22 protein-coding genes are annotated in these 23,875 nt (G+C 52.4%); 12 read left to right on the plus strand and 10 right to left on the minus strand.

Annotation, left to right across the window (positions count from 1 at the left end; all coding sequences use genetic code 11):
- Nucleotides 1-10 precede the first annotated feature (10 nt).
- Together H1D31_RS10420 and rnm are read right to left on the minus strand one after the other, a co-directional pair.
- On the minus strand, nt 11-631 hold the full coding sequence (locus H1D31_RS10420; RefSeq protein ID WP_261258358.1) for an L-threonylcarbamoyladenylate synthase: 621 nt from the start codon (nt 629-631) through the stop codon (nt 11-13).
- Nucleotides 628-1,578 carry an RNase RNM gene (gene rnm, locus H1D31_RS10425; protein ID WP_261258360.1) on the minus strand — a complete coding sequence of 317 codons (951 nt, stop codon included), beginning with the start codon at nt 1,576-1,578 and terminating at the stop codon, nt 628-630. The genes H1D31_RS10420 and rnm overlap by 4 nt, the downstream gene beginning before the upstream one ends.
- Nucleotides 1,579-1,689: 111 nt before the next feature.
- On the opposite strand from rnm, the gene H1D31_RS10430 reads away from it, so the two are divergent.
- The 8 genes from H1D31_RS10430 (at nt 1,690) to H1D31_RS10465 (ending at nt 9,525) form a co-directional block, all read left to right on the plus strand.
- Nucleotides 1,690-1,875: a DUF6435 family protein gene (locus H1D31_RS10430; RefSeq protein WP_261260085.1), complete on the plus strand. Its 186-nt coding sequence runs from the start codon at nt 1,690-1,692 to the stop codon at nt 1,873-1,875.
- Nucleotides 1,876-2,187: 312 nt separating this feature from the next.
- On the plus strand, nt 2,188-3,810 hold the full coding sequence (locus H1D31_RS10435; RefSeq protein ID WP_261258364.1) for an anthranilate synthase component 1: 1,623 nt from the start codon (nt 2,188-2,190) through the stop codon (nt 3,808-3,810).
- A gap of 1 nt (nt 3,811) precedes the next feature.
- Nucleotides 3,812-4,411, plus strand: a complete 600-nt coding sequence (locus H1D31_RS10440; protein ID WP_261258365.1) for an aminodeoxychorismate/anthranilate synthase component II — start codon at nt 3,812-3,814, stop codon at nt 4,409-4,411.
- Between the two features lie 4 nt (nt 4,412-4,415).
- Complete coding sequence (gene trpD / locus H1D31_RS10445) at nt 4,416-5,453, plus strand: anthranilate phosphoribosyltransferase (RefSeq protein ID WP_261258367.1); 1,038 nt, start codon at nt 4,416-4,418, stop codon at nt 5,451-5,453.
- The gene (gene trpCF / locus H1D31_RS10450; protein ID WP_261258369.1) at nt 5,446-6,885 is read left to right on the plus strand and encodes a bifunctional indole-3-glycerol-phosphate synthase TrpC/phosphoribosylanthranilate isomerase TrpF; all 1,440 of its coding nucleotides are present in this window, start codon (nt 5,446-5,448) and stop codon (nt 6,883-6,885) included. The genes trpD and trpCF overlap by 8 nt, the downstream gene beginning before the upstream one ends.
- Entirely contained in the window at nt 6,885-8,081 is a 1,197-nt protein-coding gene (gene trpB, locus H1D31_RS10455; protein ID WP_261258372.1) for a tryptophan synthase subunit beta, read from the plus strand. Before trpCF ends, trpB begins: the two co-directional genes overlap by 1 nt.
- A 1-nt stretch (nt 8,082) precedes the next feature.
- Nucleotides 8,083-8,883 carry a tryptophan synthase subunit alpha gene (gene trpA / locus H1D31_RS10460; RefSeq protein WP_065955233.1) on the plus strand — a complete coding sequence of 267 codons (801 nt, stop codon included), beginning with the start codon at nt 8,083-8,085 and terminating at the stop codon, nt 8,881-8,883.
- Nucleotides 8,884-9,045: 162 nt separating this feature from the next.
- A complete protein-coding gene (locus tag H1D31_RS10465; RefSeq protein ID WP_237709384.1) occupies nt 9,046-9,525 on the plus strand; it encodes a peptidylprolyl isomerase in 480 nt (159 codons plus the stop codon).
- Nucleotides 9,526-9,593: 68 nt separating this feature from the next.
- Here the strand turns inward: H1D31_RS10465 and H1D31_RS10470 are convergent, their stop codons facing one another.
- On the minus strand, nt 9,594-10,721 hold the full coding sequence (locus tag H1D31_RS10470) for a PQQ-dependent sugar dehydrogenase (RefSeq protein WP_261258375.1): 1,128 nt from the start codon (nt 10,719-10,721) through the stop codon (nt 9,594-9,596).
- A complete protein-coding gene (locus tag H1D31_RS10475; protein WP_261258377.1) occupies nt 10,718-11,155 on the minus strand; it encodes a hypothetical protein in 438 nt (145 codons plus the stop codon). Before H1D31_RS10475 ends, H1D31_RS10470 begins: the two co-directional genes overlap by 4 nt.
- Nucleotides 11,156-11,360: 205 nt before the next feature.
- Here H1D31_RS10475 and hemH point away from each other — a divergent pair, with 205 nt between their 5' ends.
- Together hemH and H1D31_RS10485 are read left to right on the plus strand one after the other, a co-directional pair.
- Complete coding sequence (gene hemH / locus H1D31_RS10480; protein WP_261258379.1) at nt 11,361-12,443, plus strand: ferrochelatase; 1,083 nt, start codon at nt 11,361-11,363, stop codon at nt 12,441-12,443.
- An 8-nt stretch (nt 12,444-12,451) separates the two neighbouring features.
- Complete coding sequence (locus tag H1D31_RS10485) at nt 12,452-15,571, plus strand: transglycosylase domain-containing protein (RefSeq protein ID WP_261258381.1); 3,120 nt, start codon at nt 12,452-12,454, stop codon at nt 15,569-15,571.
- A 5-nt stretch (nt 15,572-15,576) separates the two neighbouring features.
- Here the strand turns inward: H1D31_RS10485 and H1D31_RS10490 are convergent, their stop codons facing one another.
- Together H1D31_RS10490 and H1D31_RS10495 are read right to left on the minus strand one after the other, a co-directional pair.
- Nucleotides 15,577-16,566: a GGDEF domain-containing protein gene (locus H1D31_RS10490; RefSeq protein WP_008607931.1), complete on the minus strand. Its 990-nt coding sequence runs from the start codon at nt 16,564-16,566 to the stop codon at nt 15,577-15,579.
- A 93-nt stretch (nt 16,567-16,659) separates the two neighbouring features.
- Complete coding sequence (locus tag H1D31_RS10495) at nt 16,660-17,241, minus strand: HAD family hydrolase (RefSeq protein ID WP_261258383.1); 582 nt, start codon at nt 17,239-17,241, stop codon at nt 16,660-16,662.
- 142 nt (nt 17,242-17,383) lie between these two features.
- Here H1D31_RS10495 and H1D31_RS10500 point away from each other — a divergent pair, with 142 nt between their 5' ends.
- Nucleotides 17,384-18,082 carry a YebC/PmpR family DNA-binding transcriptional regulator gene (locus H1D31_RS10500; protein ID WP_261258385.1) on the plus strand — a complete coding sequence of 233 codons (699 nt, stop codon included), beginning with the start codon at nt 17,384-17,386 and terminating at the stop codon, nt 18,080-18,082.
- 49 nt (nt 18,083-18,131) lie between these two features.
- On the opposite strand, the gene H1D31_RS10505 is transcribed toward H1D31_RS10500, so the two are convergent.
- The 4 genes from H1D31_RS10505 to H1D31_RS10520 all read right to left on the minus strand — a co-directional run bounded on the left by H1D31_RS10505 (nt 18,132) and on the right by H1D31_RS10520 (nt 20,777).
- A complete protein-coding gene (locus H1D31_RS10505; protein WP_261258387.1) occupies nt 18,132-18,314 on the minus strand; it encodes a hypothetical protein in 183 nt (60 codons plus the stop codon).
- A 77-nt stretch (nt 18,315-18,391) separates the two neighbouring features.
- Entirely contained in the window at nt 18,392-18,823 is a 432-nt protein-coding gene (locus H1D31_RS10510; RefSeq protein WP_261258388.1) for a cytochrome b562, read from the minus strand.
- A 150-nt stretch (nt 18,824-18,973) separates the two neighbouring features.
- The gene (locus tag H1D31_RS10515) at nt 18,974-19,171 is read right to left on the minus strand and encodes a hypothetical protein (protein WP_008607926.1); all 198 of its coding nucleotides are present in this window, start codon (nt 19,169-19,171) and stop codon (nt 18,974-18,976) included.
- Nucleotides 19,172-19,271: 100 nt separating this feature from the next.
- A complete protein-coding gene (locus H1D31_RS10520; protein ID WP_261258391.1) occupies nt 19,272-20,777 on the minus strand; it encodes a hypothetical protein in 1,506 nt (501 codons plus the stop codon).
- 471 nt (nt 20,778-21,248) lie between these two features.
- Between H1D31_RS10520 and H1D31_RS10525 the strand changes: the two genes are divergently transcribed.
- Entirely contained in the window at nt 21,249-23,828 is a 2,580-nt protein-coding gene (locus H1D31_RS10525; RefSeq protein WP_261258393.1) for a TonB-dependent receptor, read from the plus strand.
- Nucleotides 23,829-23,875 lie beyond the last annotated feature (47 nt).

The raw sequence follows: 23,875 nt of genomic DNA on the forward strand, positions 1-23,875 counted from the left end.
AACTCGCTACTTATTCAAACGGCCGGCTATCGCCACGGCCCTGACGAATAATCTGCGGTGCGTCTTCCGATAAGTCGACCACTGTGGTTGGGTCCTCACCGATAATGCCGCCATGCAAAATCAGGTCGACCTGCCGCTCCAGCTGATGCCGCATCTCATCCGGATCACTCTCGGCAAATTCCAGACCGGGTAAAATCAAGCTGGTGGTCAATAAAGGCTCGGCCAGCTCTTCCAAGAGCGCCAGCGCGATTTTATTTTCTGGAATGCGCAGGCCGATGGTCTTCTTCTTTTCATTTAACAGCCGTCGCGGCACTTCTTTGGTGCCGCGTAAAATAAAGGTGTAGGCACCGGGAGTATTGTTTTTAATTAACCGAAAGGCGGTGTTTTCCACCTTGGCATATACCGATAATTCCGACAGATCGCGACACATCAGTGTAAAGTGGTGTTCGCCGCTAACCTGACGGATTTGCATAATGCGATCCATAGCGGTTTTATCGCCCACATGACAGCCAAGCGCATACCCACTGTCGGTTGGGAAAATCACCACACCGCCTTTCTGGATAATTTGCACCGCTTGCTTTAACAGACGCTGCTGCGGATTTTCCGGGTGAATATGAAAAAACTGGCTCATGTTGGCGTATCCATGCTGATAGTTGATGCAGCGGACTTGGCCGCTGTACGGTTTAGTTCTGACTCTGGTTCTGCCTGGGGTTCTGCTTTGGATTCTGAGACTGCGCGTTTTGAGCTCAGGCCCCAGCTGGCCCAAACGGGCGTGACGTCGTCTGGTAAATATAGATGCTTTCCAAGCTCATTCCAAGCTGTTGGTTGATGAAAATCCGAGCCTACAGAAGCAGTTAGCTGATGTTGCTGGCAAAGCGCCCATAGCTCGCGTCGCTGCACCGGCGTTTGCTGCGGGGAAATAATTTCCATCGCATCGCCGCCGGCTGCGGCGAAATCGGTGACCAGGCGCTTTAAATAGCGGCCGTTCAGGTTGTATTTTAATGGGTGCGCCAGCACAGCCTGGCCGCCGGCATCATGGATCCATTGCACAGCACTGGCTAAATCGACCCAATTATTGGGTACATAGCCGGTTTTACCGCGCGCCAGGTACTTTTTGAATACCGCATTCATCGAATCGGCACGGCCGGTTTTCACCAGAAAGCGCGCAAAATGACTTCTGGTAATGGCGCCGTCGCCAACCTCTGCCAACACTGCCTCTAATGCGCCCGGAATTTGCGCTTTTTCCAGCCGGCGAGCCATTTCCTCGGCCCGCTGCAGCCGCCGCTGTTGTTGTGACGCCAACCGCGCCAGGAACTGTGGGCAGTCCGGCTTGATATTTAAACCGACAATATGAATTTCAAACTCATGCCAGGCGGTAGAAATTTCTACACCGTTAATCAGAGTTAGCGGTGCCTGATTTTCTGTCAGCCAGGCCGCAGCCTGCGGCAAGGCACTCACCGTATCGTGGTCGGTAATGGCCAGCACATCCAGATTGCAGCTGATTGCCCGCGCCAACAGCTCAGCAACCGGCAACAGGCCGTCTGAGTGGTTAGTGTGGCTATGTAGATCTATTTTCATATCATCCTCTAATTAGGTAGCTATTGTCGCACAAACAGGCCATTCAAGGACAGTGAACCTTTTTCCGCATCCTGACGTATGCTGTACCATCAAATTAATGGAGCAACGATGATGTTTGGCTGGTTAAAATCCGATCCGGTAAAGAAATTGCGCAAAGCGTACGATCAAAAATTGGAGCAAGCGATGCATGCCCAGCGCAATGGCGATATGCGTTTATTTGCTGACCTGACGGCAGAAAGCGAGGAGCTTTGGCAGAAAATTGAGCAGTTGCAGCAACAACAAGCTGCCAACCAATAGAGCCGTCCAGACTTTTATACGTTTTTCTTTCTTGTTTTTGTGATTAAGGGCTTGACGCCAAGCCCGATTCGCGGTTTTATGTAGACGTTCAAGAATAAGGTAGTTAAAGCCAATGCAATTTCTAACAACGTTTTCACTGATCAACTGGTGGTGGCACATTCCCAACGGGCGTGTGTAGGCGTTGTATTCGCTTTAGAAACCCAGGCCCGTTTCCCCCGAAACGGGCTTTTTTTTGGGCGCAGTTTTGGGGTTAGCCGGCGACAAACCAATAGCAACAGGTTAACCAACTAAAAATTAAGGAAAATTATTAAGATGATTTTCAGCCATATCACAGACACCCCAGGCGAGGTGGCCAGTATAGCGCTAACGTTGCCCTATCAGCGCGATGCCTTAGCGGCTTATGCCAGCCTGTGTCAGGCCGACCGCTGCTCACTGCTGCTGGAATCAGCCGAGATTGACAGCAAAAACAGTGTCAACAGTCTGATGCTGATCGACGCCGCACTGCGTATTGAGTGTAACGGTCAACAGGTCAGTATTACCGCGTTAAGCAGCAACGGCCTTACCCTGCTGCCCTTTTTAGCCGACCTGCTTAGCCCCATCGCCACCCTCACTTATCCACAGCACTCCGGTACCGGTCTGACCAGCAGTTGTCCACAGCACTCCGGTACGGAGGCGGTGCTGTTAGCAGAATTTGCGCTGCCAGATCCGCTATTGGATGAAGTCAGCCGTTTAACGCAGCCTAATCCGTTTAGTGCGCTACGTTTAATACAGCAGCAATTGCGCAGCCAGGGTGATGAACCCTTTGCTATCTTTTTAGGCGGCGTGATTGGCTATGATATGGTGGCCAATATCGAGCAATTGCCCGAGGTGCCGGTAAAAGAAAATCAGTGCCCGGATTATCTGTTTTATCTGGCCGAAACTGCACTGGTGATTGACCATAAAGCGCAGCAAAGCCGCTTAGTGGGCAATGTATTTTGCGGCGAGGCGGCTCCTGCCAACTGCTTTGCCATTGGAAAACGGCTAGAGCAGTTAAAACAGCAGCTACTGCATAGCCAGCCATTGGCTGTGGGGCAAGCTGCCAGCAGCAAAGAGATTGCGGTTGATATTAGCGACGCCGATTTTGAAACCCAGGTCGAAACGCTAAAGCAACATATTGTCGCCGGCGATATCTTTCAGGTGGTTCCGTCGCGCTGTTTCTCGCTGCCCTGCCCTAAGCCGCTGCAGGCTTACGCCAAGTTAAAACAGCTGAACCCCAGCCCCTATATGTTTTATCTGCAAGACCCTAAGTTTTGCCTGTTCGGCGCCTCACCGGAGTCGGCGCTGAAGTTTAATGCCGCCAGCCGCGAAGTGGAGATTTACCCCATCGCCGGCACCCGCCGCCGCGGCTTTGCCGCCGATGGTAGTATTGACCGCGATCTGGATAGCCGCATTGAGCTGGAGCTGCGCCAGGATGAAAAAGAAAAAGCCGAGCATTTAATGCTGGTGGATTTAGCCCGCAATGATGTGGCACGCATCAGCACGCCCGGCAGCCGTTACGTGAAAGAGTTACTAAAAGTCGACCGTTATTCCTACGTGATGCACCTGGTATCCCGGGTGGTGGGCCAGCTAAAACCGGAGCTCGATGCGCTGCATGCGTATCAGGCCTGTATGAATATGGGTACCCTGGTAGGTGCGCCTAAGGTGAAGGCGGCTGAGCTTATTCGCGGTGTTGAGGGGAAAAAACGCGGTTCTTACGGCGGTGCTGTTGGTTATCTGGCCGGTAACGGCGATTTTGACAGCTGCATTGTGATCCGCTCAGCTTATGTCACGGATGGTATGGCTTATATTCAGGCCGGTGCCGGGGTGGTGTTTGACTCAGTGGCGAAGCTCGAAGCAGAAGAGACACGCAACAAAGCGCAAGCGGTGATTAACGCTATTCAGGCGGCGGGGTATTAAGATGAGCCAGAACCTTAATTGCACAGTTTATCTGCTGGATAATATCGATTCTTTTACCTACAACCTGGTGGATGAATTTGCACAGCTGGGCGTGAGCTTGAAGCTGTATCGCAATACCGTTCCGGCCGATTATATTTTTGAAAAAATGCAGCGGGAAACCGGCCCTGTGCTGCTGGTGTTATCACCCGGCCCGGGGGCGCCAGCCGATGCTGGCTCAATGCCGGCGTTATTAAAGCGCTGCGCCGGAGTTTATCCGGTGCTGGGGATTTGCCTCGGGCATCAGGCCATCGTTGAACATTATGGCGGTGTGGTCGGCCGTGCCGGTGAAACCGTACACGGTAAAACCTCGGCGATTAGTCTGGCCGAACATCCGGTGTTTAACGGTTTACCACGGCCTTTCCCGGTGGCGCGTTATCACTCGCTAATGGCGACGACACTGCCAGACACCCTTGAGCAGATTGCCAATGAGCGACATATTCCGATGGCGGTGATTAACGAGACTGAGCGGATGCTGGGTTTTCAATTTCACCCGGAGTCGATTTTAACTACGCTGGGCAAGCCGCTGCTTAAGCAAAGTATCGAATATTTATTAAGGAGTTAAGAGCATGACAGATCTTAACAACACAGAGGTCGGGGTTTTACCGCTGGTGCAACAAGCACTGACCGGTAAAGCACTTAGCCGGGAGCAAGCCGAGCAATTCTTTAGTGCTGTGGTGACCGGTCAGGTCGATCCACTACATCTAACCGCCATGTTAGCGGCCCTGAAAGTACGTGGTGAAAGCAGCGCCGAAATAACCGGTGCAGCCAGTGCATTACTGCAAGCAGCCGCACCATTCCCGGCTACGACCAAACCGAGCATCGACTGCTGTGGTACCGGCGGTGATGGCAGCAATACCATTAATATCTCCAGCACTGCCGCCATCGTCGCCGCCAGTATGGGGTTGCCGGTGGTAAAACATGGCAACCGCAGTGTGTCATCACGTTCGGGCTCTGCTGACTTACTGGAGCATCTGGGACTCAACATCCAGCAAAGCCCACAACAGGCAGCCACTATGCTGGCCGATTCGCAATGTACTTTCTTATTTGCGCCCTTGTATCACAGCGGCATTAAGCATGCGATGCCGGTACGCAATGCGTTGAAAAGCCGAACTATTTTTAATTTGCTCGGGCCTTTAATTAACCCGGCGCGGCCTGCTTTTCAGCTACTTGGCGTCTACGATCCGGCACTGTGCCGGGTGATGGCCGAAGCCTTACAGCAACTGGGTACTGAGCGCGCCTGGGTGGTGCATGGTAGCGGCTGTGACGAAGTGGCGCTGCATGGCACAACTTACGTCTGTGAGCTAAAAGACGGTGCACTGCGCGAATTTACGCTTACGCCGGAAGATTTTGGCCTGAATATGACTCCTCTTAGTGCCTTAGCAGGTGGCGAGCCGGAGCAAAATGCGGCAGTGACGCTGGCCATTTTGCAAGGCCGTGGCGAAGAGGCGCATAATCAGGCAGTAGCAGTAAATGTGGCGGCGATGCTAAAAATTGCCGGTTTAGGCCAGGATTTAAAAGTGAACACCCGAGCAGTACTGGAACAACTGGCCAGTGGTAAGGCGATGGCGACCTTGGAAAAAATGCAGGAGTTAAGCCGTGGCTGAACTGGTACTACATAATAAAACCATTACCGGGGTACTGGCGAAAATCGTCAGCCATAAGTTAACTGAAGTCTCGGCTATGGCGGAAGAGAGGCCGATGGAGCACTTTATCGCCAGTGTCAGCCCGACCAACCGGGATTTTCTCGCCGCTTTGCAGCAGCCTGGCGCCCGTTTTATTCTGGAGTGTAAAAAGGCCTCACCGTCGAAAGGCTTAATTCGGGCGGATTTTGATCTTAGCGCTATTAGTCAGGTGTACAACCAATACGCCGACTGCATCTCGGTGTTGACCGACAGCGAGTTCTTTCAGGGCAGCTATCAGTATCTGGAGCAGATGCGCGCCTTATCTGACAAGCCGCTGCTGCATAAAGACTTTATTATTGATCCCTATCAGATCTATGCCGGACGGGCAGCCGGTGCCGATGCGGTACTGTTAATGCTATCGATTTTATCACCCCAGCAGTACCAGCTATTAGCGGCTATTGCCGCCGAGCTGAATATGACGGTACTAACCGAAGTCAGTAACGAGGAAGAAACCTTACAGGCGGTGGAGCTTGGCGCCAGATTAATTGGGATCAATAACCGCAACCTGCGCGATCTGAGTACGGACTTAAACACCAGCTTTCGCCTGCGGCAGCTGATCCCAGCTGATCGCACTGTGGTATCGGAGTCCGGCATTTATCGTAATCAGCAGGTACGAGAGCTACTGCAGGTCGCTGATGCCTTTTTAGTCGGCAGCTCATTGATGGCAGAAGCCGATCTGGCAGCTGCCTGTCAGCGGCTGATTATCGGCGAGCATAAAGTCTGTGGTTTAACGCGGATTGAAGATGTTAAAGCGGTGGCTAAAGCCGGGGCTTACTACGGCGGCTTAATTTTTGCCAAGGCGTCACCGCGCTATGTGACAGCAGAGCAGGCGCAACAGCTGATACAGGCCGCTAAACTTAGCTTTGTTGGCGTTTTTGTCAATAGCCCACTATCTGAAGTGGCCGGGCTGGCTCAGGCGCTAAAGCTGGCGGCAGTGCAGCTACATGGCGAGGAAGATGAGGCTTATCTTGCTGCCCTTCGGCCGCTATTACCTACTGGTTGTCAGATTTGGAAAGCCTATCGGGTGCAACAGCAGCTACCGGCGTTTAGCCTACTGGCCGATCGGATCTTGCTGGACAGTTTTCATGCCAGCCAGCATGGCGGCAGTGGCTTGAGTTTTGACTGGACACTGCTGTCAGCGCTTAACAGCGCACAAGCTATTATGTTAGCCGGCGGCCTTAAGCCGGATAACGTGGCGCAGGCGCTGGCCTTACCGGTGGCGGGGCTGGATTTAAACTCCGGATTAGAGAGTGCGCCGGGCATTAAAGATCACACTAAACTGGCGGCGGCCTTTAGCGCCATCCGTCATTTCGATTTTCAGAGCAAAACCAATACTAAGGGTGAGCAGAACTGATGAGTGAGTTAAAACTAAACCCCTATTTCGGCGAATATGGCGGCATGTTCGTGCCACAATTGCTGGTACCGGCGTTAAAGCAGCTGGAAGCCGCCTTTGTCGAAGCACAGCAGGATCCGGCCTTTCTAGCCGAGTTTCAGCAATTGCTAACCGAATATGCCGGCCGGCCAACGCCGCTGACGCTGACCCGTAACTTATCCCCTAACCCGCTGGTTAAAATTTACTTAAAGCGTGAAGACCTGCTGCATGGCGGCGCGCATAAGACCAACCAGGTGTTAGGTCAGGCGCTGCTAACCAAACGCATGGGTAAAAAAGAAGTGATCGCTGAAACCGGTGCCGGCCAGCATGGCGTGGCCACGGCGCTGGCCTGTGCGCTGTTGGGCTTAAAGTGCCGCATCTATATGGGAGCTAAAGATATTGAACGCCAGCAGCCGAACGTGTTTCGGATGAAGCTGATGGGCGCGACCGTGATTCCGGTGACGGCTGGCTCCGGTACGCTAAAGGATGCCGTAAACGAAGCGATGCGCGACTGGTCAGCCACCTATGAAACCACGCACTATATGCTGGGTACCGCAGCTGGCCCACATCCGTTCCCCACTATTGTGCGTGACTTTCAACGGATGATTGGTGAAGAAGCCAAGCAACAGATCTTAAAAGCCGAGGGCAAATTACCGGATGCGGTGATTGCCTGTGTCGGTGGTGGCTCTAATGCGATCGGCATTTTCGCTGACTTTATTGATGAAGCTGGTGTGAAACTGATTGGCGTCGAACCCGGTGGCATGGGTATTAACACCCATCAGCATGGCGCGGCGTTAAGTACCGGCAGCTATGGTATTTTGCACGGTGCCTATACTGCCATTATGCAAACCAGTGATGGTCAGATTGAAGAGTCGTACTCGATTTCGGCCGGTTTAGACTACCCGGCGGTCGGGCCACAACATACCTATCTGCAGCAAAGTGGTCGCGCGCAGTACGTGGCGATTAATGATGATGAAGCTTTGGCAGCGTTCCAACATCTGGCCAAAGCCGAAGGCATTATTCCTGCGCTGGAAAGCTCGCATGCCGTAGCCCAGGCGTTAAAAATTGCTGCTGACGCCACAGAGCCAATGGTGTTACTGGTGAATTTATCCGGCCGTGGTGATAAAGATTTGGCCCACGTGCATAGCGTGTTAGCGGCGCAGCAGGGAGGAGTATAAGATGCAGCGTTATCAACAGATGTTTCAGCGGCTTAATAACGAAGGCCGCGGTGCCTTTGTACCCTTCGTGACCCTTGGTGATCCGAACCCGGCGCTGTCGTTTGAAATTTTAAAAGCCCTGGTCGATGGTGGCGCCGATGCGCTGGAGCTGGGTATTCCGTTCTCTGATCCTATTGCTGACGGCCCAACAATTCAAAATGCCAATATCCGGGCGCTGGCCGCTGGCGTCACGCCGGCAGTCAGCTTTGAGCTGATTGAAAAAATCCGCGCCTATGCCCCAGCAGTACCTATTGGTTTATTACTGTATTCAAACCTGGTAATGGCTAAAGGCATTACTCAGTTTTACCAACAAGCGGCGACTGCCGGCGTCGACTCGGTACTGATTGCTGATGTGCCGCTGCATGAGAGTAAGCTGTTCCGCCAAGCCGCGATGGCACAAAACATCGCACCGATTTATATCGTGCCACCAAATGTCGATGATGATGACCTACGCGCTATCGCCTCTTATGGCCGCGGCTATACCTATCTTTTAAGTCGCGCCGGCGTGACCGGTGCCGAAACCAAGGCCGCGATGCCAACCTCGGAGCTGATCGCGCGCATTCGTGCTTATAATCCAGCGCCACCCCTGCTGGGTTTCGGGATCTCCGCACCTGAGCAGGTAAAAGATGCGATCCAAAACGGCGCTGCCGGGGCAATTAGCGGTTCGGCTATCGTCAAACTGATTGAACAACACCAACACGAGCCTGAGCTACTGCTCACTAAGCTTCGCGACTTTGTCAGCAAGATGAAAGCCGCCACCTGATTTTATCCACACCACTCCGGTACCGGTCTGACCTGTTTATCCACAGGTCTCCGGTACCGGTCATACCAGTTTACTTTGCAGCCTGAATCACTGCTATAGCTGTTATCTGCATGCAGATGCCATATAATGGCGCCACTTTTATCAGCTAACAGACTTATCATTATGCAAATTACCAACAATGCCGTTGTGCAATTCCACTACACCCTAAGCGATGCCTCAGGCGAGCTGGAGAGCTCGCGCAAAGCCGCGCCCCTGCTCTATCTGCATGGCCATAATCAAATGTTGCCAAAATTAGAAGCGGCGCTGGAAGGTAAGACTGCCGGCGATACGCTTGAAATTACGCTGGCGCCAGGTGATGCCTATGGTGAACGTCGCGACGATGCGATCCAGAGCGTGCAGGTTAAACATTTGCGGGGGGCTAAAAAGTGGAAACCTGGCATGGTGGCCTGGGTTAACACCGATCAGGGCGAGCGTCAGGTGACTATCGTCAAAGTGGGTATGTTTAAGGCGGAAGTCGATACCAATCACCCACTGGCCGGCAAAACCCTAACCTTCGCACTCGAAGTGCTGAGCGTACGTGAGGCGACTGCAGAAGAAATCGCGCATGGCCACGCCCATGGTGAAGGTGGCCATCAGCACTAACTGGTCAGGCTGGTACCGTAGTGCTGTGGATAAACTGGTCAGACCGGTACCGGAGTGCTGTGGATAAGTTACTGCGGGGTCAGGCGCAGTAACTTGCCGGCCGGGCCGTCGGTCAGGATATAGATCAGGCCGTCCGGGCCGGTACGCACATCACGCAAACGGCTGTCGAGTTCAGTGAGTAGCTTTTCTTCCTCTACCACCTTATCGCCGTCCAGTACCAACCGGTGCAAAGCCTTGCCCGCTAAAGCCGTAATCAAGATGTTGCCCTGATACTGCGGGAAAGCCTCGCCGCGATACAGCGTCATCCCGGCAGGGGCAATCGAAGGTGACCACTGATATACCGGCTCAGCCATTCCAGTAAAGCGGGTAAAGGGAGAAATCCGGGCACCAGTGTAATCAATACCTGTGGTCGCCACCGGCCAGCCGTAATTAACACCGGCTTGTAGCAGGTTCAGCTCATCGCCACCTTTGGGGCCATGTTCGTGACTCCACAATTTTCCGGTTGCTGTATCATAGACAATGCCCTGCACATTTCGATGCCCGAGCGTAAAAATCTCGGCGGCAACAGCCGCTTGCCCAACAAAGGGGTTATCCGCAGGCACGCTGCCATTCTGCTGCAAACGTACGATTTTCCCCAGGTGATTCGTTTTATTCTGAGCTTGCTCACGATAATCAAAGCCGTCACCCAAGGTCAGTACCAGGCTTTGATCCGGTAGCAGCACCATACGACCACCATAGTGCGCGGCACCGCGCCGATCTGGAGTTGCCCGAAAAATTTGTTTTACATCAGTCAGCTGATTGTCCTGCCAGTTACCACTGGCCAAACAAACACTGTTGGCATTAGCCGTTCCGCAGACATAGCTTAAAAACAGGCGGCCGCTTTGCGCGAAATCCTCAGCAAGCAGTACCTCTAATAAGCCCCCCTGTGAAGCGGCATAGAGATCCGGTAAGTTAACATCCAACTTTTGCAACACCTGACCATCGCTACCCAAGGTGACTAACTGACCGCTGCGCTCAGTTAGCAAAAAGCCGCCAGAGGGTAAAAAACTTAATGACCAGGGATATTCCAAGCCCTCGGTAAGTGTCTGTACTTTTGGCTTGGTCGGCAGCGGATCTGCAGCCAGCGGCTCAGTTGTCAGCGCAACCGGCGCGATAACTAACATCAGAGAGAGAAAAAGCATTCGGTTCAGGCTCATGCAACACTCCTGCTACGACTAAAATAATGATAAAAAATGGCACCGAGACCAGTGCAGGCAAGCAACATCAGGGTGCCTGCTAAGGTGCGGTTTAATGCTATTAGGGTTGGCATGGGTGCGAGTTGGTTAATAACGTACAAGGCTGTCCAGGTCGCAATTGCTGTAACAGCAAACACAACTATGGCTTTGGTCACAGGTATATGCTTAATCAGCAACCGGGCAGCGATTAAACTCAACAGCATAATAGGCAGAAAAATCGCCGCCAGCACTGGCATAAAGTGGCGCAAATCAAACCAGAGGGTACTCAGTTGATCAGCGGTGGCAACGGGCCCTGCCAGTGCGGCGATGGCCTGCAGATTCACCAGGCTTTGGATCACCGAGCCGGCACTGGCCGCCAATAACACTGCCAGCAAAAAAACGAGGATTCTACGCATTCAGTTCTCCCTGATATCTATTACACCTTAACAGGTTAGACCTCGTACCGGTACCGGAGTGCGGTCTGACCAGTGATGCTAAATATTCTGTTTCAGTCATAGGTTTACGCAGCTGAAACTGCTAAGATCACTTTAAAGCCGGGCGATCTAACGGGGCTCCTTCGCCGTAATGCCGGCTTTAGTATAATCAGGAGCGCAGCGTCTTATGGGATTTATTAATAGTAAAGATTTTAGTCACGCCAGAGCCGATAAGATCGGGGTATTGTTGACCAACCTCGGTACACCGGATGAAGCTAACCCAAAAGCATTAAAACGCTATTTAAAGCAGTTTCTATCCGATCCCCGGGTCGTTGAAGTGCCGCGCCTGTTGTGGTGGTTTATTTTAAATGGCGTTATTCTGAATATCCGGCCGCGGCGCTCTGCTAAAGCTTATCAAACGGTGTTTACCGAACAAGGCTCGCCGCTACTGTTTCATACTGTCAGTCAAACTAAGGCTGTGGCTGCCGAATTGGCCACGCGCGGCTATCCGGATCTGGTGGTAGACTTTGCCATGCGCTACGGCAACCCCAGTTTTCAGTCTGTGCTGCAGCGGATGATGCAACAAGGGGTCCGCAAGTTGATTGTCCTACCCTTGTATCCACAGTATTCAGCTTCGACCTCGGCCTCAAGCTTTGACGAGTTAGCACGCGATTTTATGCAGCGGCGCTGGCTGCCCGATCTGCGCTTTATCAGCCATTATCATGATTATCCGGCCTATATTGCCGCCTGTGCCAACCGTATCAGAGAACACTGGCAGCAGCATGGTCAGGCCGATAAGTTGCTATTTTCTTATCATGGCATCCCGAAACGCTATTTAATGAACGGCGATCCCTATCACTGCGAGTGTTATAAAACCTCGCGGCTGATTGCTGAAGCGTTACAGCTTAAGCCCGAGCAGTATGTAACCACCTTTCAATCACGCTTCGGCCGTGAAGAATGGCTGAAACCCTATACCGATGAAACCTTAAAGGCCTTACCGGCACAAGGAGTCAGTTCGGTGCAGGTATTTTGCCCGGGTTTCTCCGCCGATTGTCTGGAAACCATCGAAGAAATTGGCGAAGAAAATAAAGAATACTTTGAACATGCCGGCGGTAAGCGCTATGAATATATCAGCGCACTAAATGATCGAGCAGATCATATCCAGGCTTTAAGCCAACTTATTATTGATAATTTACAGGGCTGGCAGCTAACTGCCGATCCTGAGCGCTTAGCCAGAGCCCAACAGCTTAATCCACAGGAAGTGCAGTAAGTCAGATTATGTCAGATCAGCAAAGGGTTGAACCCCGACTAGGTGATGCACCGTTAGACGCGCCACCACTAATTAATCGGCGCAATTTCGATAATGTTCGGGATAACGCCGCGCCGCGCGTCCGCCCTGCCGCGACAGGCCCCAGGCAACCCATTAACTGGCGGCCATTAAAGTGGTTGCTTTGGCTTTTGTTGCTGATTTTACTGGCTGGTCTGACTTATCAGGAAATGCGCACCAGTGTGCTGCAATCTAAAGTCTGGCATTATCTGGCGCAACAGCTGACCTTTAGTCAGGGCAAGGGGCCGGCACCTGAAGACGAAGCACCGGTTTATCCGCAAGGCGGTCCTTTTGACCAGCGCGCTGGTTACAGCCATCTGCCGCACTGGCTGAGCAGCCTGCAACAACAAGGCTATAGTATTACAGAGCAAAGCCGCTTTTCACCGGCACTGCAACGCTATGCCGACTGGGGCTTTTATCCACCCTACGCTCAAAAAAGCCAATGGGGGCTGCAGATTTTTGACTGCCGTCAGGATGCACTGTTTAGCTTTCATAAGCCGGAGTTTCAATACCCACATTTTGACGACGTCGCGCCATTATTATTGCGAGCCCTACTCTATGTAGAGAACCGCGATTTGTTCCAGATAACGCCCTTTGCCAACCCTGCGGTAGATTGGTCGCGCCTGGGTGCTGCGGTGCTGGCACAAACCAAAAAGCTGCTCGGACGCGATGCAGCGGCAGCGGGTGGCAGTACGCTGGCAACACAAATTGAAAAATACCGGCACTCTAATCAAGGCTTCACCGCCGACGCCCTGGATAAATTGCAGCAGATGGTCTCAGCATCGGTGCGCGCTTATCAGCCAGCCCGGGAAACCATGGAAAGGCGCAAACAAATTGCGCTGGACTATATCAATACGGTACCGCTGGCAGCGACACCGCAAGCCGGCGAAGTTCACGGCATGGCCGATGGTTTGCACGCCTGGTTTGGTGCTGATCCCGTCAGGGTCAATCAGCTGTTAAAAGACAGTACGGCGACGCCGGCTCATGGCTTAGCATTACGGCAGGTTATGGCGCTGATTATTGCCCAGCGCCGGCCGAGTTTTTATCTGTTGCAAGGCCGTGCCGAGTTGGAGCAGCTGGTCGACAGCCATTTACGCTTACTGCGCCAGGCCAATATTATCAACCAAAACTGGCTGGAGCAGGCGATGGCGCAGCGACTTAGCTTCCAAAGCGCCGCCACAACACCGCGGCCACAGCTGGATAAAACCGCACTGCTGGTGCGTAACCGTATTGCAGCCTTATTGGAGCGCACTCTGTACCAAACCGATCGTTTGGATCTAACGGTACAAACCACCCTGGATCTGGCGCTGCAACAACAAATTAAACGCTATCTGGAGCGGCTGGAACAATTAGCACCGGCACAGCAAGCCGGTATTATCGGCCCGCGTTTATTACGGGAAGACCAGCTGCGCGGCGTGAAATACAGCTTTACCCTGTACGAGAGCACGCCCACCGGCAACAAGTTGCGGGTACAAACTGATAATCATGCTGAGCAACCCTTTGATTTAAACGAAGGCGGCAAGCTGGAATTGGGTTCAACCGCCAAGTTACGGATGCTGACTACCTATCTGGAAATCGTCGCTGAGCTGCATCAGACTTATTCTGAGCAACCAGTCAGTTCGCTGGCATTACTGGAAATTGCACCGCAGGATCAATTATCGCAATGGGCGATTAATTATCTGATTGCAAACCCCGGTGTGAGTCTACTGACGATGCTCAACGCGGCGATGGACCGTGAATTTTCAGCTGATCCACGCATGAGTTTCTTTACCGGTGGCGGCCTGCATACCTTTAGCAACTTCCGGCGCGAGGAAGATCGGATGGTGCCGACAATGCGGCAGGCACTGTATGAGTCGATAAACCTGCCCTTTGTTCGTTTAACCCAGGAAATTGTTAACTACAGTATTTATCACGGTGAAAGTAGCAGTTATCAGCTACTGAAAAATGATAATGACCCGCGCCGCGATCAGTACCTGCGTCGCTTTGCCGATAAGGAAGGTGTTAGCTTTTTACAACGCTTCTGGCGTAAGTATCACCGCTTAACGGCTGAGCAACGACTGGAAGTGTTCTTAAATGGCTTACGGCAAACCCCGGACCGCTTAAGCGCCGGCTATCGGTTTATCTACCCGGATGTCAACGAGGCGGACTTTATCCGCTTTATGCAACAACGCTTTGCCGATAACCCGCTAACGGTTGCGCAGTGGCGGCAACTGTACCGCAAATATGCGCCAACGGAGTTCAGTTTGCCGGATCAGGCTTATCTGGCCCGCAGTCACCCGCTGGAATTATGGTTACTCGGTTATTTACAGCAACAACCCAATCCGACACTGGCAGAAGCCATAAGTTTAAGTGCTGATGTGCGCCAGCAGGCCTATCAGTGGCTGTTCCGCACCCAGTCGCGTAGCGCCAGGGATAACCGCATTCGCACTATGCTGGAAATTGAAGCCTTCTGGGATATCCATCAGCGCTGGCAACGGCTGGGTTATCCGTTCGACTTCCTGGTACCCTCTCTGGCGACTGCGCTGGGCAGCTCAGGCGATCGTCCGGCCGCGTTAGCGGAGTTGATGGGCATTATCCAAAACGGCGGCCGCCGTTTACCGATGTTCCGTGTTGAATCATTGGATTTTGGCCGCGATACGCCCTATGCCGTTAGCCTGGCCCGCACCGAAGTCGAAATGGAACGGGTTATGCTGCCTGAGGTGGCACAGGTCCTAAGAGAAAATCTGGCCGGGGTAGTACAGCAAGGCACGGGCCGGCGTTTACAACAGTACTTTAGCTTACCGAATGCACCGCAACTGCCGCTGATTGGCGGTAAAACCGGCACTGGTGATAACAGGATCAGTACCGTCAATAGTCGCGGCGAAACCGTGCAGTCGCGGGCATTAAACCGCACGGCTACTTTCGCATTCTATCTGGGAGAGCGGCATTTTGGGGTAATTTCGGTTTATCTGCCGGGTAACGCCGCTGAAGAGTATTTCTTTACCTCAGCACTGCCACTGCAGGTACTTAATGGCATGTCACCGCTGTTAATGCCGTTGCTAAGGCCGCAGGCCGGCTGCCCGGTTCCGTAATAAAATCAGGCTGCAACCACCTGGTTGCGGCCCTGATGTTTGGCCTGATACAGCGCCATATCCGCCCGGTGCAACCATTGCTCCCAATCTTCCGCCGTTTGCAACATGGCGGTGCCTGCCGACAAGGTCACTGCCTTGCCATCTGGCAGCAGTAATTGCGCTTCTACCCGCTGGCGAATTTTTTCAGCCAGCAAGGGTAAATCCTCCGCTTGCATATCACGCAGTAACACCAGAAACTCCTCGCCGCCATAGCGGAAGACCCGATCACTTTGTCTTAGCGTACTGGCAATCAGTGGCACCAGACGGATCAACATATCGTCACCAATACGGTGGCCATAGTTATCATTAATTTGCTTAAAATGGTCCAAATCAAACAGGATCACGCCAAAGCGGCTACCCAGTTTTTGCTTTAACTGTACCGCCAGCTCCAGTTCGGCATTTAAAGTATGACGATTACCGGCGCCAGTCAGGCTATCAATGCTAGCCAGCTGTTTGAGTTCGTTGCGTTGTAATTGGGTACGGTAGGCAAACACATAGGCGAAAAAGCTGGAGATAAAGGCCGTGACCGCAAAGGCCGTCAGTTGATAGTGGCTTTCAAAAATGGTAGTTGGCCATAACAAATCGGTAGCAATTAATACCCCAAGCATCGCCATTGACAGCAGAACTGCGGTCAGTGGCGCGGCCAGAAAAAAGATAAACACCAGTAGCGGATAAATCCAGAATACGCCACTGATGCCCAGGTTCAGGCAGACAATAACGGCTCCGGCACAAAACACCACCGCCAGAAACTTACCGGGGCGCACCGTATCACCGGTACGCCAGGCGTAAATCACAGCGGCAATAGCGGACGACACGATCAATAAGTCAGCGATACCCACAATCAGATTACCGGTACTTAGCCGGTAAATTGCATAAGGTGTAACAAATAATGTGATTATCAGGCCGACCAGGCTAATCATTGCCAGATAGAAATTGTCCTTTAACCGCGCCAGCACTCTGCACCTTTTTTTCAGGTTGTTCTTATACAACCACTATAGTGCGCCCGGTCAGGAATAACAACCGTTGCTGGCTGATTAACCATTTGCCTACTAAAACGCCTGGGCCAACTCGTTAAAGTGCTGAATATGATAGTGGGCCAGTGGTTTGAAATGCTGATTAGTATCATTAAGATACAAGCAAGACCAGGCGCCGGCGTTACTGGCAGTTTGCAGATCAAATACATAATCCCCAACGTACAACAGCTGCTGACAAGGGATGGCATAGTATTCAGCGATGCTATACAAGCCCGCCGGATCCGGCTTGGCCGCGCAGTCTTCCCGGGTTAATACCAGCGATACCGGGATCTGCAGCCGCTGCAGCATTAAGCGGGTGGCGTCACGCATATTGCGGGTGAGGATAGCTAACGGCAGCTGCTGTGCAATAAGATGCTGCAGACATGCCGCCGCGCCCGGCATCCAGGACGCCTGCTCCGCGCCGCGCATTTCATGCTGATAAATAATCTGCGCCGCGCGGCGGGCCTCAGCACAATCACCCAAAGCAGCCAGCCGCTCCAGTAAAGGCGTTCCTACTGGCCAGCCAATATCCTGACATATCGCCGTAAAATCCAATCGCGAGTCGACCAGAGTCCCATCCAGATCAAAGGCTACTGCCCGGATATGCGCTAAATTCATACCTGCTCTCAAAAATTAAAATAGGCTTTACGGCAACAACGGCTAGCCGGATTAAAAAACCCCAGTCAGCGGTTGCAGCCGATGGCTGCAATTCGCTAGACTAGCCGACCGAAATTTTTCTTCAGCTTAACAGGAATGCGTTATGGGTGCCCAGTGGAAAACCAAGCATAAAATGGATGCGGCCAATGCCAGAGGTCGTATTTTTACCAAACTTGCCAAAGAAATTATGGTTGCCGCGCGCAATGGTGCCGATCCCAGCATGAACGCCAAGTTACGCTCGGCCATTGAAGCAGCCAAAAAGGCGTCGATGCCAAAAGATACGCTGGAGCGGGCAATTAAAAAAGGTGCGGGCCTGCTGGATGGCCCGGTAAACTACGAAACCGTGGTTTACGAGGGTTTCGCCCCGCACCAGGTGCCGGTTATTGTTGAGTGTTTAACCGACAACAAAAACCGCAGTGCCCAAAGTATGCGCATCTTATTCCGCAAAGGCCAACTTGGCAGTTCAGGTTCAGTATCCTGGGATTTTAAACATCTGGGACAAATTGAAGCCGTGCCCACGTCAGCCGATGCCGACATGGAGCTTGCCGCCATTGAAGCCGGCGCTCAAGACTTTGAGCAGGGCGAAGACGGTGAAGTGATTTTCTTAACCGAAAGCACCGATCTGGATGCCGTTGCCAAAGCCTTACCGGAATTTGGCTATGACGTACATTCTGCCAAACTGGTTTACCGCGCCAATAACCCGGTAAGCTTGGATGACGCCGCCCGCGCCGAAGTAGAAACCTTTTTAGACGCTATCGATAACGACGATGACGTGCAAAACGTCTACGTTGGTCTGGCCTGAGCCTGAAACGTCAGTCTGTAGCCCGGTATCAGCCGGGCTAAAGACTAACTCAGTTATAACCGAGCACAGCGCAGTGTTCGGTGTCCTGTTCAGTATTACGCAGAGGCCTCGCTTCATCTGGCTCTGACCAGACTAAACTCAGTGCCCGCCGCTCCTGTTGACTAAGGTCAACCGTATGCGACCGATAGTGATAACGCTCTGCGAGCGATTGCTTGCTTTGCTTGGCTTTCATCTCGAAGCTCCTTTGCTGCAGGTTCAACCTAACTATAGGTCCCGCAGTCTGAGCCCAGGCTGAACACCGTGGCGCTTTTAAAAACGGCCAAATATCAGTTGCCACAAGCTAAAACGCCGCTCTTTATGATAACGTTCACGCAACTGGGCCACCTGTGTCAGGTGTTGTTGCAGTTTAGCGGCATCATCAGCGGCAGCAGCCTGCTTCGCTAACGTTAGTTCGACCAATACCTTATCCAAACCTTCCTGAAACACGGCGGCTTTATCGGCCGGCATAGCCACCTGCTTAGCGTCTTCAGTTAAACGAAACAGTTTCTCCAAATGAGGTAAGGCTTCAACCGGCGTCGCGGCCTCATTCGCCAGTTTAAAGGCAAACCCCATGGTCTTCATGGTTCTTTCCATGGTACGAGGTTCTGCCGCGGTAGCCAGCAGACTGCTGGATAACAGCACAATTGCCAGAGTTGCTTTTAACAAGGTATCGCCCTCTTTATCGCCTGAATCAGCGAGCATTATACCTAAATTGGCGACCCAGGCGAGGCGAACCGGCAACAGCGCCAGGACCTTGCGATAAATGGCAGCATCAGTCAGCGGAATTGCCGTAAAAAAACCGGCCAGCTAATAGCAGCAGTGGCCGGTTATCACAATATCGACAACTGGGGATCAGAGACTATCAAAAAACTCCTGCACCCACTGGCGGGCATCTTCCTCATCCAGCTGGTAACGTTCCTGCACTAATTCGGCAAGATAATCCGGATCGCCGCGTGCCTGCTCCAATTCGGCATAGCTGATCCTGTCCCACTGCAGCTTGGCTTGGGCACGCACCCTGCCCCATTGACTCTCGGCAAAGTAAGCACTCATAGTCATTCCTCGCATTAAAGGTGACGACACCGGACGCTCATCGCAGCGTCCGTTCTGAGTATAGCCGGACCATCTTAGCACTGCTCACTTTTTGAGCAATTTACAGGTAGGCTTTATTAAACGACTCGCGGGATTGTTTCAGATAATCGCGGGCCTTTTTGGCATGATTTTCCCAGGCATCCCGATCGGCTTTTTCGGTAAAAGGGTTTTGCTCAGCAGCAATCGAGCGTTCGAAGCGCTCGTAGTAGGTTAGCATCGCCGCAGTGATTTGATTAAAACCGTCGCGGTAGCTTTGCATCGCCTCCAGTAACTCTGAGGTTTTCAGGACAAAGCGGATCAGCTCGGTATTGTTACCGTCATTCAGATAAGAGCCGGCTTTCAGACTGATATTACCGGCCACGGCGCTACTGATACTTTGCCGCACTTTTTCATCTTTACTCAGGACGCGGCTGATATTTTCTTTTGAGCTGGCGATATTGGCATGCAGCAGCGTGTCGCGTAGTTGCTTCTCCAGATCGCGGCGAAACAGTTCGATATTGCGCTGAATTGTTGCTAATTCACTATCTAACTGGCTAACCTGTTGTAACTCGCGCTCCAGTTCAGTTAAAAAACGCTCGGCATCCTGATAGATCTTCAGCCCGTGTTCTTCGGCAAACTTACGATCGGCACGGCTTAATCCGGCATTTTGATAATTAGAGCGGTCAAAACTGGCCGCCAGAAAGGATTTAAAGGGTTCAGCAAAGGCGGCATAGGTACCGGCACTGACCACATTCAGCGTGGCAGTAACCAGATCGCCAAAGGGTTTAATCATTGAGTTAAGCCGTGCCTGCTGAATTTTAGAACTGACCCGACGCGTATCGCTGATAATATTACGGAAGGTGGCGTAGGCCATCGGATTCGACATTTTATTGCGCTCTGAGCTGGCCAGCACCAAAGAGATCCCAGAGTGCAGCGCATTGGCATATTCCAGATACTGCCGCTGCACCTCCAGTTGTGCGGCATAATTGCTGCCAAGGGTGCGGAAGGACTCAGATTGCAATTCAATATTCTGATCGCGGCGCAGTTTGTCGAGGATACCGCTGATAATCCGCTGTTCGTTCTTATGTAAGGCTGTCGCCAGCAGAATGCGCTCTACCTGCACATCGTCCAGCTGCACAAACCCCTGATTTGCCTCGATATCCAGTCGTAAAAACTTACGCCCCGGATCATCAACCGAGATGCGGTGCGCCTGGTAACCGACACTACCTCCATGATGCTCAATCACTGCAACCGGTGCCCAATTGGCATCGACCGTATTACGCTCGGCCACTAAAACCTGGATGCGGTAGCTGGTAAACTCGGTTTCAGGTAACACCCAAAACTCCAGTAAGCCCAGTTCACTTAATGCATCGCGGCTAAATAAACTGCTGGTACCGGCGGCACAGCGCAGTGCCTGCTGTCCGGTGCGCGGTTGTTCGCTGCTAAGCTGACACTCGCCTAACTGTCGCCAGGGCGTCAGTGCCGATTTTTCAAAATCACTGCTAAATACCACTGTCGCAGGCTTGGCCAGCACGGCGGCAGAACACAGACTAAAGCTGACTATCACAGGTAAGACAAATCGACGCATACCAACCCCGATTAATAAGCGAACAGGCGTAAAGCCGTGGCGATGAAAAGCGTTGCGATTCTAGCAATCGCCTGAGCGGCCGGCAATGATCCGGCAACAGTAAAATCGTAGTTTGGACCCTTGGCGAAAAAATTTACTTGACAGTCTGCGATAGATCGGCGAATTATAGCGACAGTTTGATTTTCCATCACCCATTCTCACAGGAGGCAGCTAATGCAAAAATGCGCATGCAATCGCTACGGCTACTACTGTGCTCCCTATTATCTGTCCGAGTGGTTCAATAATTAGTTCTCCCTCTGCGTCAGGCAGAGGCGTCCATCTGTAACGCTCCCCCTTAGTGTTGTCTCCGGTTTTAGCCGCAGCATGCCTATGGTCGCGCTTCCTTGGTTGGTTTTGCTTTGACGCAGCTTTTATAACCCGATTGTCGCTAACGGCAACGTCAAAACAATAAAACTATCCAGAGGAATAAAAATGAAGCAAAGCAACCTGATCCGGTTTTCCCGGATGAGTCTGGCTGTGGCTATGGCGTTATCTGCCAGCGCCATGGCGCAACAAGCCGCGACTGAAGAGCCGCAGATTGAGAAAATTGAAGTCACAGGTTCACGCCTCAAAGGCGTGGATATGGAAGGCGCTAACCCACTGCAGGTATTTAGCCGGGATGAACTGACCAGCCGCGGCTATGACAGCATCAGCAGCTTTTTACGTGATTTACCTCAGGCCAGTGCCGGTACCTTTAATGAAATTGGCAGTACTGCCGGTAATGATGGTACCCCAGCGGGTTCGGCCGGCGTCAGTTTACGTGGTTTGGGCAGCAGCTCAACATTGGTACTGGTAAATGGTCGCCGGGTCGCTGTTGACTCCTTCGCCAATGGCGCTGATACCTTTGTCAACGTTAATGCCATTCCGATGTCAGCGATTGAACGGGTAGAGATCCTGACCGACGGCGCCTCATCAGTCTACGGTTCAGACGCCATTGCCGGTGTAATTAACTTTATCCTGCGCAAAGACTTCGAGGGCCATGAACTGTCTGTGATGTATGGCGATGATACCTCCAGCCATGATTTTAACCGCAAAAATTTAACCTATGTCGGCGGCTTTCGCACTGCAAACAGCAATACCACAGTGGTCATCGATTACTTTGACCGCAACGCCCTGTTTAACAAAGACCGCGATGTTGAAGTCACCTTTAAGTCTAATACGCGGGTCACCATTGATGGCCGCGACTACCCGGAACCCTGGTGCGGAACGGATACCAGTAATGGCAACAGTCGCTGTGTATATGACTACGTGATCCAGCGGGCGATCCAGCCGGAGACCCGTAACTTTGGTACCACTGTAAATCACTATTACGATCTTGGTGATAACCGTGAGTTCTTTGCCGAAGCCATGTACCAGCGTAATACCGGTTTTACTTATGATGCACCTGCCGGTTTAGATATTACGGTTCCTGGCAGCGCGGCCTTTGTACCGAACTGGGCCAGAACCATCAATGCACTGGACGGTAACCCGAATAATAATATCCGCCTGCGTACCCGCTTCCCGGAGCGTCGTAGTCAGGAGTTTGACGATCAGGCATACCGCGCGCTTGCCGGCATACGGGGTGAACTGGGTAACTGGGGCTATGAAACCGCCGTCAGCTACGGTAAGTCAGACAGCGAAATCCGTCATGTTTCTGGCTATTTTTCGCGGGCCAAAGTCCGCCAGGCAGTTGATAATGGTAGCTTTAACCCGTTCAACCTGGGCCTGGATACGCCACAAAGCGTCATTGATGGCATGCGTGAGCTGGCACCACGCAAAGGCAATTCCACGGTATTATCCGTCGATTTCAGCTTAAACGGTGAACTCTTCACCATGCCGGCAGGCTCAGTGCAATCAGTATTTGGTGGCGAATACCGCCGTGAAAAAATTTCTGATCAGCCTTCTGCCATCGCTGCCGCCGACGGTGTTTATTCGCTCGGTGCCAGCGATGCTGCCGCAGACCGTAACCAATATGCGCTGTATTCAGAACTGCATATTCCGTTAACCGAACAACTGGATGCCATTGCGGCTCTGCGTTACGACAGCTACAGCGATTTTGGCAGTGATGTTAACCCCAAACTGTCACTACGCTACCGCGCTACCGACAATCTGATCCTGCGTGCTTCCGCCAGTACCGGCTTCAGAGCACCGTCGTTGTCGCAAATAGGTGCCGGTAAATCACTGGGCTTTAACTATATCAGCTGTTTACCTGGTCAGCCGTTCCTCAGCTTCTGCGGTAACCAGCCGGTTGAAATTGGTTATGACGAAGAGCGGGTCGGTAATAAAGAGTTAGACGCTGAGAAGTCGCGGGCTCTTAACGTCGGCATGTCGTGGAACCTGACCGATAGCCTGCAACTGACCGTGGATTACTGGCGTTACCGGCATACCGATATCGTTGACTACGATTCAATCACTACCCTGCGTGGTTGTTTAAGTGGTGACGTGCCGGTAACCGGCAGTGAAGCCGCGCTGGGCGACAGCTTTGGTTGTGTAGTAGTGAATAACGAACTGGTGTTCCTGCGCACCGGCTTTTACAACATCGGTAGTCAGGAAACTGATGGTATCGACGTTAACCTGAACTACCGGCTGGATACCAATTACGGCAGCTTTAAGTTCTATGCCACTGGCACCAAAACCTTTAGTTATGAGCGGCAGTTAACGCCTGACTCGCCAAAAGAAGATTTGCTGGGCCGCTTATCCGGCGCCAACGAAATTGCCCGGCCGGATCTGGTGGCGGATTTTGGTACCGATTGGCGCTCAGGCAATTGGAAAGCCAGCTTGTCAGCACACTACGTCAGCTCTATGGGCGATGGTGATTTCCGCTTTGGCGGCAATGAAACCGTGAAGTCCTGGACCACGTTAAGCGGTAGCCTGGGGTACGACATTACCGATAACCAGAGCATTAGCCTGGCGGTTCGTAATCTGACCGACAAGGCGCCACCTTATGCGTCTTCGCCAACCAATGGCTATGCCAGCTCAGTACATGACTGGATTGGCCGCTTGTGGACGCTGCGCTACACAGTAAGCTTCTAACACTTCCCTGGTAGGGGCGCCTGGGGTTGGTCTTTCCCCGGCGCCCT

This window comes from Alishewanella sp. BS5-314 (assembly GCF_025377695.1).
GTDB lineage: Bacteria > Pseudomonadota > Gammaproteobacteria > Enterobacterales > Alteromonadaceae > Alishewanella > Alishewanella aestuarii.